Genomic DNA, 14,151 nt, shown 5'->3' on the forward strand with positions numbered 1-14,151 from the left:
AATCCGCCTTTACAAAAGGAGAGCTTATAATGAGCAAAAGAACCCTTAACGACTGGCTGTCGGCTTATGGCGAAAGCCACCAAAACCCCATCAACAAACAAATCCATTGGCTGTGCGTTCCCACGATTTTTGTTACGATTATGGGTATGATTTATGCGGTGTCGCCCATTTTGGCGTACATTTGTTCGCTACTGGTAGTGGCATTTTATGTACGCTTGTCGCTGTCGCTTGGCTTGTCAATGGGGCTGTTTATGCTAACCGTGCTGTGAGGACTTTATACTTACCCTGTGGGCTTTTGGGCAAATGGGGCGGATTTAAATTCACCAACGCTTAGCCCTGTTTTGCCGATTTGACGAGCTTACCGCCTATACATATTTATCAAGGGAAAAATAACATTTTATGCCCTGATGCCAAAAAATTCGCCCAAGAAGCGAGAGAACAGGGAGCAGACTGCACTTTACACCTTTATAAAAATGCGTTTCAGGCTTTTATGGTGTTGCCTGATGTGTTGCCAGAGGTGCTTGATGATGTGGTTAAGGTAATGAAAGGTTGAATTTTGGGTAAGATTTATATTTTGCAAAACCTAATTTTATGCTAAAATATTTTATTTTTATCAACTGCTATGTACGAACAATTACGCCTATCCAATCAAATCTGCTTTCCGCTTTACGCCATTGCCAAAGAAATCGTCCGCAAATATTCGCCCTTTTTGGACGAATTGGATTTGACTTATCCGCAATACTTGGTAATGCTCACGCTTTGGGAATTTGGCGAGCAAAGCGTGGGCGAGATTGGCGACAAATTACACCTTAATAGCGGTACTTTAACCCCACTTTTAAAACGCTTACAAAGCAAAGACTTAATCGCCCGTACTCGCAGTCAAACGGACGAACGCACCGTCATCATCACGCTGACCAATCAAGGGCGAGCGTTGGAACATCAGGCGGTCAATATCCCTAATCAAGTTTCAGACTGCCTAAATTTAACGGCTGATGAAGTGGCGGTCTTACAAAAAATTGCCAGTCAGTTAAATCATTGATTTTGATATAAAAAGACATAATTTTGACAATTTGCTTATAAATTTCACAAAAATATATTGCACACAATTTAATTTTAGACTATAATAGTTTTATCAACTTAACCAACCTTTTTAGGAACATTTTATGAAAATTTTTTACCACACTTCGGCAACAGCAACAGGCGGACGAGACGGTCATACCCGTGTTGATGACGGCTCAATCGGCTTTGATTTGGTCGGCTTTCAAAACACAGACGGCAAGGTCGGCACCAACCCCGAACAGCTTTTTGCAATGGGCTATGCAGCGTGTTTTGACAGTGCGATGAACCACATCGCCCCAAGTTTGGGCATTCAAGCCAAAAAATCATCAACTTCGGTGGCGGTCGGTATCGGTCAAAAGGCGGACGGGGCGTTTGGTTTGGATTTGGACATCACGATTACGGTGGAAGGCGTGAGCACAGACGACGCCGAAAAATGGATTAAAAAAGCCCACGAAGTTTGCCCGTATTCCAATGCGGTACGTGGCAATGTGGAGGTGCGTTTGCACGTTAATGTGATTGAAACGTTTGATTTGTAATTTTTAAATGATTGATAGAAACCACTCAAATTTTTGGGTGGCTTTTTTATTTATTTTTCTGTTTTTTCAGCGACTTTGTTCGGATTATCCACTTCAGTAATCAGCTGTTTACCTGCATTAAGGTTAATCAGTTGCGATAGGTTAACATTGGCTTTTAACACCAACTGCTCTTGTGCCAAAAACCCATGATTGACCTGCACTTTTTTCAACGTATCCATGATTTTCTCATTCTTTTTTAACCAACGCCCAATATCAAGGTATAAAATATCTTCTTTTTGATGCACGAGCTTAAGTTTACCCAAAATCAGTCCAAGCGGATCTTTTTTTAATACTTTGTGAAAAAACCACACCGCCAGTCGCACCACTTTGGTTTTGAAATAATTATCCGTATACAAACTTAACACATCGGTATTGCTAAGTTGCCCAAAGACAAAACGCTGATGATATGTGTCAAGCTGAACATGAACAAGACGCAAATTCACTGCCAAATTGGCAAACACCCCCTTTACATTCACGGTGGTATATAAGCGTAACCAGTTCTCGTGCAAATCCAAATGTAAATCCAACACTGCATCTACATTACGAGTAACAAACTGCTCTAAGGCATCATTTATCTGAGTTTCGCTGGCAGGAATAAAAAATTCTTGCTCTACGCTAGTTTCTAATTTGTCATAGCTATTTTGCGAAAATTCGGCAAGCGAACGCAACCAAAAGTTCAATTGTCGCTCACTAAAATCATGTAAAAAATCACGCATTTTTTTGCTAAATTTTTGGGTTGTTTGGGTAAAATTCGTAGAATTCACAGCCATTCCTTGTTGATATTGTTTCACATTGGTTATTTTTATCATTAATTTACCAAATAGCATCTATCGGTTAAACCAATGACTTTGTCAAAAATTTTCCCATTCTAACAAAAAAGCGTGTGATTGTGTGTGAGATTTTCACAATAAATTGGTAAATGGGTTTAATTTACAGCAAAAAACTTTTATAATAGGGCTTTTGATTTTTTGTGGATTTTGCGTTGGCATACATTAAAGACAGTCTTAGCGACCATTTTGTCAAACATCATCACCCTAGTGACCGTGTTATGTTGTTTTCTACCGTGTCGGCGGTGGTGTTGCACGCCTTGTTTATTTTTGGCGTAAGTTTTTCCGACAGCGTATCGCCAACTGCTGTGGTGCAAGACGTGACCACGGTGTTAACCGAAAATTTAGAAAAAAATGAAAAAGCCGATTTTATTGCCAATGCCAGTCAAGAAGGCGGTGGCGAAACTGATGAAAAAGTGCGTTTTGAAAATAACACGATTAGCCCAATCAATGATGATGCAGTCAATCCAACCGATGATATCATCAGCCAACAACAGCAAAAACGCCAACAATTTTACCAAGAAAGCTACCTAAGAACGACGTTAAGTTGGGAAAAAGTTAACAAAGAAAACGATAATAAAAAAGACCACCAACGCTCCGAATTAGAAGCCCAAGAACAACGCCTACGCCAACAAATCGCCACACTAGAAACCAAAATCAGCAGTAATCAACAATTACTTGCCAAAAAATCTGCGGTAGAAGTGGTCAGCAGTAATTCTACAACCACAGGCGAAGCCGCCCGCTATATTGAAAACTTTCGCCAACAAGCCTATCGCATCGGTAACCAACAATATCCCCAAGAAGCCCGAGCCAAAGGCTTAAAAGGTGACGTGCGTCTTATGGTTATCATTGACCCAACAGGCAAAGTGAAAGCCATTCAAATCCTTGAGTCATCAGGCTCAAAAATACTGGACGAAGCCGCCAAAGAATCGGTGAGAAAATCCGCCCCATTTGGTCATTTTAGCAAAGATATGCAAGATATCGTTGAGTTACGCATTATTCGTACATGGCGATTTGGTGACGGCTTAAGCGTTGATAATGAAGAATAATTGAGAAAAAAATGCCCCAAACTTATGCCATTAACCTAGAATTTATCGGCACACATTATCGTGGCTGGCAACGCCAACAGCATGACCCCGCCACCATTCAACAAACCTTAGAAACCGCCTTTAGTAAAGTCGCCAACGAACCAGTTGAAATCGTGGCATCAGGTCGCACCGATGCAGGCGTTCATGCGTCCAATATGCTTGCTCATTTTTGCACCCATGCCAAACGTGAACCGTATAACTGGGTGCGTGGCGTGAATGCCTTATTACCAAACGATATCGCCATTCGTGCCATTACGCCGATGAGTGATGACTTTCACGCACGTTTTTCGGCAATCGCACGCCGTTATCGTTATATTACCCTTAATCAAGTATTTCGCCCTGCGATTTTATACGGACAAGTTACCCACGAATACACGCCGTTGAACCTTGAAAAAATGCAACAAGCCTGCCAATTTTTGGTTGGCACACACAATTTTACCAGTTTTAGAGCATCGCAATGCCAGTCCAGACAGCCTGTACGTCATGTGCATTTTGCCAATTTGATACGTCATGGTGATTTTATCGTGCTAGACATTCAAGCAGACGGATTTTTACATCATATGGTGCGTAACATCATGGGCAGTCTGTTTAGCATCGGACGTGGCGAACATGAACCCGAGTGGATAAATGAGCTGATTTTGGCAGAAGACCGCACCCAAGCATCCCCCACTGCAGCAGCGGACGGCTTATATTTTATCAATGCTTTGTATCCCCAAAACTTTCAGCAAGCCTTGCCAAACTTACACTTATCTCCTGTTTGGCTGAATTTAACCGAATAAAGTTGCTATTTTGGCAAAACTTATCTATAATAGCACGCTAATTTTTTAACTAATTTTTGATAATACTATGGCAAAAAAAGACGACATCATTGAGTTTGAAGGCGAAGTTATTGACACCTTACCCAATACGTTATTCAAAGTACGCTTGGAAAATGGACATGAAATCATCGCCCATATTTCAGGCAAAATGCGTAAAAATTACATCCGTATTTTAACAGGTGATAAAGTCAAAGTTGAAATGACACCGTATGACCTTGACAAAGGCCGTATCACTTATCGTGGTCGTTGATTTTTACGAGTATTGTTTATCCGCTCGTCAATGTTGCAACCATCCATGACATATTCTCATGGATTTTTGTTATGTCTGTTTTTTATCAAATTATTTTTATTCAGCTTAAAGCCACCATTTAATCAACACTTGTTGACTAAAATCTAAAATTTTTCGGATTTTTTGTAAATTTTGCCCTTTTTTGATAATTTTTTAGTTGCTTATTTGTAAAAATTTGATTATTCTTAGCAACACTAATTCACGGTAATTTGATAATTTGTAAATTTCATGAAGAATTTATGCAGTCATTATCCGATTATTACTTTTCTGTAAGTCAATGTAAAAGGGAGCATTTCATGTCTTTCAAAATCCACCATTTAGCATTTGCTATTGCATCATTCTCAGCTGTTTCAGCCCATTCTGCAGGTCTTGACCGTTCAGGACAGGATACGAGTGCATTTTTTCAAGACGGTACCTACACCGAAGCGGTTTATACCCATATTGATGCCGATGTATCAGGTAAGGATAGTGCTGGTAATAAAATTAATGATATCGCCGAAAAATATGATTTTTTCCGTTACGGTGTAAAAACTGATGTCAATGATACATTTAGCGTTGGTGTTATCTATGATGAGCCTTTTGGGGCTTTAGTTGATTATACAGGCACTAACAACTTTACAGGTGATGCAGATGCCGTTGCTTTATCAACCATTAACACGGTAGCCAGCAAAGAACGTCAAGACAAACTAACTGAGACTACTTTAGAATTAGCAAACAAAGCCTTTACTTCTAAAACCATTGAAGAAGCATCAGCCTACCTAGCACTTGCTGAATTATTTGGTGGTACTCAACAAAGCTTAGAGCGGGTAAAAAATGCCGTTGATAACGGTGCAACGCCTGAAATGATTTCTCAGAGTTTAAAAGCTTCATTACCTGCATCTGCTAAAGCAAGCCAAGAACGTATTGCAACCATTCAAAAATCCTTAGCAAGTTCAAACGTTTCTCCTGAAACAAAAGCAGTAATGCAAAGATATTTAGACCAATTTACTCAAAGTGCAAAAGCGTTACAACAAGCCCCTGAAGCTTTAGATTTATTAACCAGTGACAATGGCAACACCAGCGTTGAAGTGCATACTAGAAACTTAACAGGTTTAGTAGGTATGAAACTTGGTGCAAATAAAAACTTCCAAATTTTTGCAGGTCCACAAGCCCAACATTTGACAGGTGAGGTACATTTACGTGGTAATGCTTATAAAGGAGCAACAAGCTATGATGCTATCATCAGTCCAGATACTGCCTTTGGATGGGTAGCTGGCGTTGCATATACAAAACCTGAAATTGCGTTAAAAGCATCTTTAACCTATCGTTCAGAAATTGAACATGAGTCGAGTATTTCTGAAGTATTTCCGTTAGCACCTTTACGCAACATGCCGTTAAGTCAGACGAATAAATTTAAGGTAAAAACACCCGAATCTTATAATTTAGACTTCCAAACTGGTCTAAGTGCTAAACATCGCTTACTAGGTACTGCGAAAATACGCTATGTACCTTGGTCAGATTTTAAAGTAACCCCGACTTTATATAATCAAATATCAGGTTATAATTTGGTAGATTATAGCGATGACCAGTGGTCTGGTGAGATTGGAGTTGCCAAACAAGTTAATGATAAATTAGCAGTTTCAGGTACTGTTGGTTTTGATACAGGGGCAGGCAATCCAACCACGACGCTTGGACCAATTGAAGGTTACTACAGCCTTGGCTTGGGTGCAAAATATAATTTGACCCCAAATTGGGCTGTTTCTGCAGGGGCTAAATACTTAAAATTTGGTGATGCGACTGCTCAACTGCCTGATCACACATCACGCGTTGGTGAGTTTGAAGACAATGATGGTTATATCGTTGGTGTCAAACTCTCTTACCAACAAAAATAATTCTTTGCATTTATACCAAAAAGCTCTTAGTTTAATTAAGGGCTTTTTTTATTTTATTGTTTAACAGAACTTTGGAAACTGTATTCATAATTCACAGCGTTTTTGACGCAAAAAAACAAGATTTATGCAGTTTTCCTACAAAAGCAAAACTTTATTTTGACTATTTTATCGGAAAAAATTAAGTTGCGACAGGTTGTAAATACAGGTTCTTATATTAATTGATTTTTTGCCATATCAGTTAACATCCGCCCACGAGCGGTTCGCACCACAAAACCTTGCTGAATTAGATACGGCTCAATCACATCTTCTAGCGTTCCCCTATCTTCTGCCAAGGCCGCCGCAATAGACTCCACTCCTGCAGGACCACCGTCAAAGCGTTCATGCAACATATCCAAATAACGCCTATCAAGATTATCCAACCCACGTCTATCCACCGCTAACATATCTAAGGCATCGTGAGCCATTTCTGCAGTAACCGTGCCGTCGCCTTTAACTTGGGCATAGTCTCGCACACGACGTAACAACCGATTGGCAATCCGTGGTGTCCCACGAGAACGCCGAGCCACTTCCACCGCACCTTCTTCGGTCATCGCCACACCGAGTAAACGAGCCGAACGTGCCACAATCGTAGTCAAATCCGCCACACTATAAAACTCTAAGCGTTGCACAATGCCAAAACGGTCTCGCAATGGCGATGTTAACAGTCCCGCCCGAGTAGTCGCTGCCACTAGGGTAAACGGTGGTAACTCCAACTTAATCGAACGAGCCGATGGCCCTTCGCCAATCATAATATCTAGTTGAAAATCTTCCATCGCAGGGTATAAAATCTCTTCAATCACAGGACTTAAACGGTGAATTTCATCAATAAACAACACATCACCCGCTTCCAAATTGGTAAGCATCGCTGCCAAATCCCCTGCTCGCTCCAGCACAGGCCCTGACGTTGAGCGAAGATTTCCCCCCATTTCACGAGCGATAATATTGGCAAGCGTGGTTTTCCCAAGCCCTGGTGGACCAAAAATCAACGTATGGTCTAAGGCTTCTTGCCTTGCTCTGGCCGCACCGATAAAAACCGACATTTGTTCTTTTACCACGGGCTGACCGATGTATTCGTTTAGCAGACTTGGGCGAATGTGGCTGTCTTGCTTGTCTTCGCTCCGCCCTGTTGGATTGATTAGACGTTGTTCTGCTGTTGCCACATTATTCTTACTTAGGCTATTTTCATATGATTGTTGTGAAAAAGGTGGTATCATAAATTCGTTAACAGATTATTTAAAGGTTTGATTTGATAAATTTTTATTAGAAAATTATCGTTATGGCAAAATGCGTTGCAAGGTCATGCGACAGTTTTTGCCATCGCTGTCGCTACACCATTGCATGGTATTGTTGTCCACTGTTTTGACATACGCCACCAAAATATCGCCTGTTTGGTCAACTTGATTGCCTGAGCAGTCTTTGGCATTGTTGTCGTATTCGGTTTGAATGGCTATCGCAGGTAGTCCATTGCCTGTATCGCTAAACAAATATTTACCATACGACATTTCTTTACCACTTTGCCCCTGAAAAATCTGGTCTCGCCCAAAATTATAACGCTCTTGACAATGTGGCTGAGTTGGGTCTTTTTGGCTAATTTGTAATTGCCATTGCCCTGCGATACTCGGCAAAACGTGGGTTGAAATTTTGGCAACTTGCGGTTTTTCGGTCGGTTGTTCCACCGCACCACCCATTGCCAACATCGATAAAATACTGGCAAAACTGACATTCATAAAATCCATTGGTTAATCCTTTTTAACAATTTAACATAAAATTTAAGCGGTTCAGTGTAGCACATTCAGCTAAACAACAATAGCAATTTAGCCAAACTACCAACCTGTACGAAATAGTACGCCAGTCACCAAAAATGCCACCGACAACACCGTCACCGTCAAAATATGCCCCACAAAAAAATGTCTGGCTTTAGCAGAATTTGGCTCACGTTTGACACGGGGAACAGCAATAACTTGGGCTGAAATCGCCGTTAAGGCTGTCAAAAATAACCAACATAATTTCATAGTTAGCAAAATTGACACTTGGCGTAATGGATTTTCTACCCCATGTTGCAACAACAACGCCCAATTTGGCAACAGACTATTCGCCATTTTGATACCTGTTAATACTTGAATCATTAACGCACTCATGCCCAATTTTTCAAAACCCGCTTCAAAATCCAACAAAATTTGGCTATTTTGCTCACGAATTGCAATCGGTACAATGCGTAACGCCAAGTACAAATGCCCGCCAACCCAAACACTCGCTCCGATTAAATGCAAAAATAACAGCCAAAAATTATTCATCACTCACCTTTAGATTTGCCAACTTGTTTACCAAACTGTTTACCAAAAATCGCCAATGCACTTGCCTATTATATACCAATTTATACAAAACAGTTGCAAAAAAATAGTAAAAAATGCATTGTCATCCACCAAAAACCACATTAAAATAAAGACGTTCTTGTCAAATTTTTCAGTTAACTGTTTGAATTTCAAAAAACCTGAGTTCCCTCCTATGTCAGCATCGAGCCAAACCGCCAAACCACCCCAACAAACTGTCACCCTAAGTACGCACATTGAATTGGTAGTGCGTCAATATTTTAGAAATTTGGGTAACGAAACGCCAAGTGACCTGTACGACATCATGTTGCAACAGCTAGAAAAACCCTTGTTAAAAGTGGTGCTAGAACAAACCCGTGGCAACCAGAGCAAAACCGCAGAAATCCTTGGCCTAAATCGTGGCACGTTACGCAAAAAACTAAAAACTCATGGGCTTGATTAACACATTTAAATAAATAATAGCATAAAATTACAGGTAAAATTATGAAATCTGATAACAAAACCAATTTTCAACCGATAAATCAACTTGGCAATTTTGTCCGTATTCAGATAGAAAGACTAGGCAAAAATATTCATAAACTCAATAAAAACAATCCATTAACGCAAAGTCATTTGGTTGGTTTAGACCTTGAAAAATTTTATCAACAACACCGAGCCAACACTGACCCAAAAGATTACCAGCGTCCCAAAAATGCCTTTGACCAACAAATTCCCAAACTATCAAAACGCCTATTTAAAACGTCAAAAATCGGCAAATATAGCCTATTTGTAAACAAAATTGCCCCAAAAAATAGTCTTGAAAAACTACTCCATTTAAGCCTAAACCGATTAGCAACCACCGCACAATCTTGGGCAAGTTTTGATTTAAAACACGATCAGCGTTTTCACGCAGGGCTTGATGCTAGCGAACGACACTCCCTAGCCCATGCGATTGCTAACCAAAATCGCACCCTTGCCACGCTTGGCGGTATCAGCAACGCAACAGGGTTGGTGGGGATTTTTGTCGATACCTTATGGCTGTTACTCGTGAGTTTACGCAGTATTTTTCAGATTGCCGAAGTGTATGATAAACCATTGACAGGCAACGCAGGCGTTGCGATTGCCTTTGAAGTTTTAAGTCATATTGACTTGGAAAAAGTGCAAGAAAAACAAACACTTTTGGCAGGTTTGGGCATTTTGGATATCATGGCAGATAACAGTTTTGAACAATACCAACGTTCACAAAAGTACCAATTTCAATATACCAATACGGATATAAAGAGTGGGCATTTCGCCGCAGAAGATGACGATACCGAACCGTTAAATCTTTATCAAAATTTAAAACAGATTGAGGAAATTGCTAATCAATTTAACATTAATTTGCAGCATTTTAATTTAGCTTTTTTACACAAACTTTTGCCATTAACTGCCATTGCCATTGGTTCGGCATACAACAGCATGATTATTGAAGAAGTGTTACAAGCCACGTTAAACACCTTTGCACCCACCCCAAAAGCCACAAACATCATGGATAAGAGCCTTGATTAATGACTTATTCGTGGCTTGTGAAAAAGCACTTGAAGTTTCGGCGAGTATCATTTATAATACATCGTCCAAAAATAACTAATATCTCATTTTTAATCATTGATTTTAAAATTTGATATTGGCAACAGTTGGATAAATTATTTTTTAATTTGTTAATGGCTTGTTTAACTAAATAACCCATTAACCACAACGGGAGAAGGTGCCTTATGGCAACTACAAATCAATTAATTCGTAAAGGTCGCAATACCATTACTGAAAAATCAAAAGTGCCAGCGTTAAAAGCTTGCCCACAACGCCGTGGTGTATGTACTCGTGTCTATACTACCACGCCAAAAAAACCAAACTCAGCTATGCGTAAAGTATGCCGTGTACGTTTGACCTCAGGCTTTGAAGTGTCAAGCTACATCGGTGGCGAAGGTCATAACCTACAAGAGCATAGCGTTGTATTAATCCGTGGTGGTCGTGTAAAAGACTTACCAGGTGTACGTTATCATACTGTTCGTGGTGCGTTAGACTGTGCTGGCGTAAAAGATCGTAAACAAGGTCGCTCAAAATACGGTGCAAAACGTCCTAAAGCGTAATTTAGCTTTAACCGTTTTTAACCTTTAATTAACATTGTTTGCATTGAAAATTGTATTTTGATCAACCTAAAACATGAATAATACATAACAATGCAGTAAGGCTGGTGTTAAACTACCAGACTACCCTGAATACACAAGGAATTTATTATGCCAAGACGTCGTGTCGTTGCTGCCCGTGAGATTTTACCAGATCCAAAGTTCGGTAGTAAAACTATTGCTAAATTCATTAACCACGTTATGGTTGATGGTAAAAAATCAGTTGCTGAAAAAATCGTTTACGGTGCACTAGACCGTGTTATTGAAAAAAATAACATCGCTGACCCTGTTGAGTTTTTTGAAGAAACGTTAGAAAAAGTTCGCCCAATGGTTGAAGTTAAAGCTCGCCGTGTTGGTGGTGCTACTTATCAAGTACCTATGGAAGTACGCCCGTCCCGTCGTACTGCCCTAGCCATGCGTTGGTTAGTAGAAGCTGCTGCAAAACGTTCAGAAAAGTCAATGGCTTTGCGTTTAGCAGGCGAATTGATGGATGCTGCTGATGGTAAAGGTAATGCGTTGAAAAAACGTGATGAAGTTCACCGCATGGCTGACGCTAACAAAGCATTCTCTCACTACCGTTTCTAATTTTTTAACGTTAATCGTAGTGAATTTAGACAGGTTTGTTATGCTCTGCAAGTTAGCAAAAGCATAGCAAACCTTATTTATCTTACAACGTATTGTTTTGAATTAAAATTAATCATTGTCCTTAGGAAATACTATGGCACGTAAAACCCCCTTAAATCGTTATCGTAATATCGGTATCTCTGCACACATTGATGCAGGTAAAACTACTACTTCAGAACGTATTTTGTTCTACACAGGTAAAAGCCATAAAATTGGTGAAGTACACGAAGGTGCTGCAACCATGGACTGGATGGAACAAGAGCAAGAGCGTGGTATTACCATTACATCTGCTGCGACCACTTGTTTTTGGTCAGGTATGTCAAACCAATTCCAAGAACACCGTATTAACCTAATTGACACTCCAGGTCACGTTGACTTTACTATTGAAGTAGAGCGTTCAATGCGTGTTCTTGACGGTGCGTGTATGGTTTACTGTGCGGTTGGTGGTGTACAACCCCAATCTGAAACAGTATGGCGTCAAGCGAACAAATATAAAGTACCTCGTTTAGCGTTTGTTAACAAAATGGACCGCACAGGTGCAAACTTCTTCCGTGTTGTTGACCAAGTGAAACAACGTTTGGGCGGTAACCCTGTGCCTGTGGTTGTACCAATCGGTGCAGAAGATACCTTCGAAGGTGTTGTTGATTTGCTAGAAATGAAAGCGATTATTTGGGATGTTGAATCTCAAGGTATGAAGTTTGAATACGGCGAAATTCCTGCTGACCTAGTTGAAACGGCTAACGAATGGCGTGCAAAAATGGTTGAATCTGCAGCTGAGTCATCAGAAGAACTTATGGATAAATACCTTGATGAGGGTGATTTATCCCGTGAAGATATCGTAGCAGGTCTGCGTACTCGTACTTTGGCAGGTGAAATCCAACCAATGCTTTGTGGTACAGCATTTAAAAACAAAGGCGTACAACGTATGCTTGATGCGGTAATTGAGTTCTTGCCAGCACCAAATGACGTTGAAGCCATCAAAGGTGTGCTAGACGACAAAGAAGAAACTGTTGCAAGCCGTGAATCATCTGATGATGTACCATTTGCAGGTTTGGCATTTAAAATCATGAATGACAAATATGTGGGTAACTTGACATTCGTTCGTGTTTATTCGGGTGTTGCAAAACAAGGTGACAGCGTTTACAACCCAGTTAAAATGAAACGTGAACGTATCGGTCGTATTGTTGAAATGCACGCAAATTCACAAAAAGAAGTTGATGAAGTTCGTGCAGGTGATATTGTTGCATTCGTTGGTCTTAAAGACGTAACCACTGGTGATACGCTATGTGATGAAGACAATGTTATCACGCTTGAGCGTATGGAGTTCCCAGACCCAGTTATTTCTTTGGCAGTTGAACCAAAAACCAAAGCTGACCAAGAAAAAATGTCTATCGCATTGAACCGTTTGGCAAAAGAAGACCCTTCATTCCGTGTCCACACCGATGAAGAATCTGGTCAAACGATTATCAGCGGTATGGGTGAGTTACACTTAGAAATTTTAGTTGACCGTATGAAACGTGAATTCAACGTTGAAGCGAACGTAGGTGCACCACAAGTTGCTTACCGTGAAACTATCCGTACAACGGTTGAACAAGAAGGTAAATTCGTACGTCAAACTGGTGGTCGTGGTAAATTCGGTCACGTTTGGTTACGTCTTGAACCACTTGACACAGCTGAAGGTAAAGAATACGAATTTGCTGAAGAAGTTGTCGGTGGTGTTGTACCGAAAGAATACTTTGGTGCGGTTGACAAAGGTATCCAAGAACGTATGAAAAATGGTGTCCTTGCAGGCTATCCAGTTGTCGGCGTTAAAGCAACGCTATATGATGGTTCTTACCATGACGTTGACTCTGATGAATTGTCGTTCAAAATGGCAGGTTCCATTGCCTTCCGTAAAGGCTTTATGGCCGCTAGCCCTGTACTACTTGAGCCTGTCATGAAAGTTGAAGTAGAAACACCAGAGGACTACATGGGTGATATCATGGGCGATTTAAACCGTCGTCGTGGTATGGTACAAGGCATGGACGATATGTTTGGCGGTGTTAAACAAATCCGTGCCGAAGTACCACTTGCTGAAATGTTTGGTTATGCAACAACCTTACGTTCAATGTCACAAGGTCGTGCAACCTACTCTATGGAATTTGCAAAATACGCAGAAACCCCACGTAATGTTGCTGACGAAATTATCAAAAAATTCACCAGCAAAGATGATGATGAATAATTGATTAACTCTTAATCAAATTCATTAAAAAATGCCAATGCTTATTCAAGTGTTGGCATTCTCAAACTGTTAAAACACAGATATTTTATTTTGATAAAATATCTATTATCACTAAAAGAGGATTAAATTATGGCAAAGGCCAAGTTTGAACGTACCAAACCACACGTCAACGTAGGTACCATTGGACACGTTGACCACGGTAAAACCACATTAACCGCAGCGATTGCAACCGTAGCAGCAAAACACAACGGTGGCGAAGCAAAAGACTA

17 protein-coding genes and 1 pseudogene are annotated in these 14,151 nt (G+C 40.4%); 14 read left to right on the forward strand and 4 right to left on the reverse strand.

Going from position 1 to position 14,151, the window contains the following annotated elements:
* Positions 1 to 29: 29 nt before the first annotated feature.
* The 4 genes and pseudogenes from A3G3_RS13290 (at position 30) to A3G3_RS0106335 (ending at position 1,595) form a co-directional block, all read left to right on the forward strand.
* Positions 30 to 269: an Mpo1-like protein gene (locus A3G3_RS13290; protein ID WP_019519700.1), complete on the forward strand. Its 240-nt coding sequence runs from the start codon at positions 30 to 32 to the stop codon at positions 267 to 269.
* Positions 270 to 346: 77 nt separating this feature from the next.
* Positions 347 to 553, forward strand: a pseudogene (locus tag A3G3_RS0106325) (alpha/beta hydrolase); the annotation flags it as partial.
* 69 nt (positions 554 to 622) lie between these two features.
* Positions 623 to 1,039, forward strand: a complete 417-nt coding sequence (locus tag A3G3_RS0106330; RefSeq protein ID WP_019519702.1) for a MarR family winged helix-turn-helix transcriptional regulator — start codon at positions 623 to 625, stop codon at positions 1,037 to 1,039.
* Positions 1,040 to 1,163: 124 nt separating this feature from the next.
* Positions 1,164 to 1,595, forward strand: coding sequence for an organic hydroperoxide resistance protein (locus tag A3G3_RS0106335; protein WP_019519703.1), 432 nt, complete (start codon positions 1,164 to 1,166; stop codon positions 1,593 to 1,595).
* Positions 1,596 to 1,645: 50 nt separating this feature from the next.
* On the opposite strand, the gene A3G3_RS0106340 is transcribed toward A3G3_RS0106335, so the two are convergent.
* Positions 1,646 to 2,443, reverse strand: coding sequence for a hypothetical protein (locus A3G3_RS0106340; protein ID WP_019519704.1), 798 nt, complete (start codon positions 2,441 to 2,443; stop codon positions 1,646 to 1,648).
* Between the two features lie 173 nt (positions 2,444 to 2,616).
* On the opposite strand from A3G3_RS0106340, the gene A3G3_RS0106345 reads away from it, so the two are divergent.
* The 4 genes from A3G3_RS0106345 to A3G3_RS0106360 all read left to right on the forward strand — a co-directional run bounded on the left by A3G3_RS0106345 (position 2,617) and on the right by A3G3_RS0106360 (position 6,527).
* Complete coding sequence (locus A3G3_RS0106345) at positions 2,617 to 3,510, forward strand: energy transducer TonB (RefSeq protein ID WP_040631384.1); 894 nt, start codon at positions 2,617 to 2,619, stop codon at positions 3,508 to 3,510.
* An 11-nt stretch (positions 3,511 to 3,521) separates the two neighbouring features.
* Positions 3,522 to 4,328, forward strand: a complete 807-nt coding sequence (gene truA, locus A3G3_RS0106350) for a tRNA pseudouridine(38-40) synthase TruA (RefSeq protein ID WP_019519706.1) — start codon at positions 3,522 to 3,524, stop codon at positions 4,326 to 4,328.
* Positions 4,329 to 4,395: 67 nt separating this feature from the next.
* Entirely contained in the window at positions 4,396 to 4,617 is a 222-nt protein-coding gene (infA, locus tag A3G3_RS0106355; protein WP_009501196.1) for a translation initiation factor IF-1, read from the forward strand.
* A 335-nt stretch (positions 4,618 to 4,952) separates the two neighbouring features.
* On the forward strand, positions 4,953 to 6,527 hold the full coding sequence (locus A3G3_RS0106360) for an OmpP1/FadL family transporter (protein ID WP_019519707.1): 1,575 nt from the start codon (positions 4,953 to 4,955) through the stop codon (positions 6,525 to 6,527).
* Between the two features lie 209 nt (positions 6,528 to 6,736).
* On the opposite strand, the gene ruvB is transcribed toward A3G3_RS0106360, so the two are convergent.
* From ruvB to A3G3_RS0106375, 3 genes are all read right to left on the reverse strand, one after another.
* On the reverse strand, positions 6,737 to 7,780 hold the full coding sequence (gene ruvB, locus A3G3_RS0106365; RefSeq protein ID WP_019519708.1) for a Holliday junction branch migration DNA helicase RuvB: 1,044 nt from the start codon (positions 7,778 to 7,780) through the stop codon (positions 6,737 to 6,739).
* 60 nt (positions 7,781 to 7,840) lie between these two features.
* A complete protein-coding gene (locus tag A3G3_RS0106370) occupies positions 7,841 to 8,302 on the reverse strand; it encodes a hypothetical protein (RefSeq protein WP_019519709.1) in 462 nt (153 codons plus the stop codon).
* 87 nt (positions 8,303 to 8,389) lie between these two features.
* Positions 8,390 to 8,860 (reverse strand): hypothetical protein, encoded by a 471-nt coding sequence (locus A3G3_RS0106375; RefSeq protein ID WP_019519710.1) that lies wholly within the window; start codon positions 8,858 to 8,860, stop codon positions 8,390 to 8,392.
* Positions 8,861 to 9,071: 211 nt separating this feature from the next.
* Between A3G3_RS0106375 and A3G3_RS13295 the strand changes: the two genes are divergently transcribed.
* The 6 genes from A3G3_RS13295 to A3G3_RS14260 all read left to right on the forward strand — a co-directional run.
* Complete coding sequence (locus tag A3G3_RS13295) at positions 9,072 to 9,338, forward strand: helix-turn-helix domain-containing protein (protein WP_019519711.1); 267 nt, start codon at positions 9,072 to 9,074, stop codon at positions 9,336 to 9,338.
* Between the two features lie 41 nt (positions 9,339 to 9,379).
* Positions 9,380 to 10,423, forward strand: a complete 1,044-nt coding sequence (locus A3G3_RS0106385; protein WP_019519712.1) for an EcsC family protein — start codon at positions 9,380 to 9,382, stop codon at positions 10,421 to 10,423.
* A gap of 203 nt (positions 10,424 to 10,626) precedes the next feature.
* Complete coding sequence (rpsL, locus tag A3G3_RS0106390; RefSeq protein WP_007116468.1) at positions 10,627 to 11,001, forward strand: 30S ribosomal protein S12; 375 nt, start codon at positions 10,627 to 10,629, stop codon at positions 10,999 to 11,001.
* 147 nt (positions 11,002 to 11,148) lie between these two features.
* Positions 11,149 to 11,622: a 30S ribosomal protein S7 gene (rpsG, locus tag A3G3_RS0106395; RefSeq protein ID WP_019519713.1), complete on the forward strand. Its 474-nt coding sequence runs from the start codon at positions 11,149 to 11,151 to the stop codon at positions 11,620 to 11,622.
* 133 nt (positions 11,623 to 11,755) lie between these two features.
* On the forward strand, positions 11,756 to 13,882 hold the full coding sequence (gene fusA, locus A3G3_RS0106400) for an elongation factor G (RefSeq protein ID WP_019519714.1): 2,127 nt from the start codon (positions 11,756 to 11,758) through the stop codon (positions 13,880 to 13,882).
* A 129-nt stretch (positions 13,883 to 14,011) separates the two neighbouring features.
* The coding region (locus A3G3_RS14260; RefSeq protein WP_019519715.1) for a GTP-binding protein at positions 14,012 to 14,151 on the forward strand (140 nt) is incomplete at its 3' end.

The organism is Moraxella boevrei DSM 14165 (assembly GCF_000379845.1).
In the GTDB taxonomy this organism is placed as follows: domain Bacteria; phylum Pseudomonadota; class Gammaproteobacteria; order Pseudomonadales; family Moraxellaceae; genus Faucicola; species Faucicola boevrei.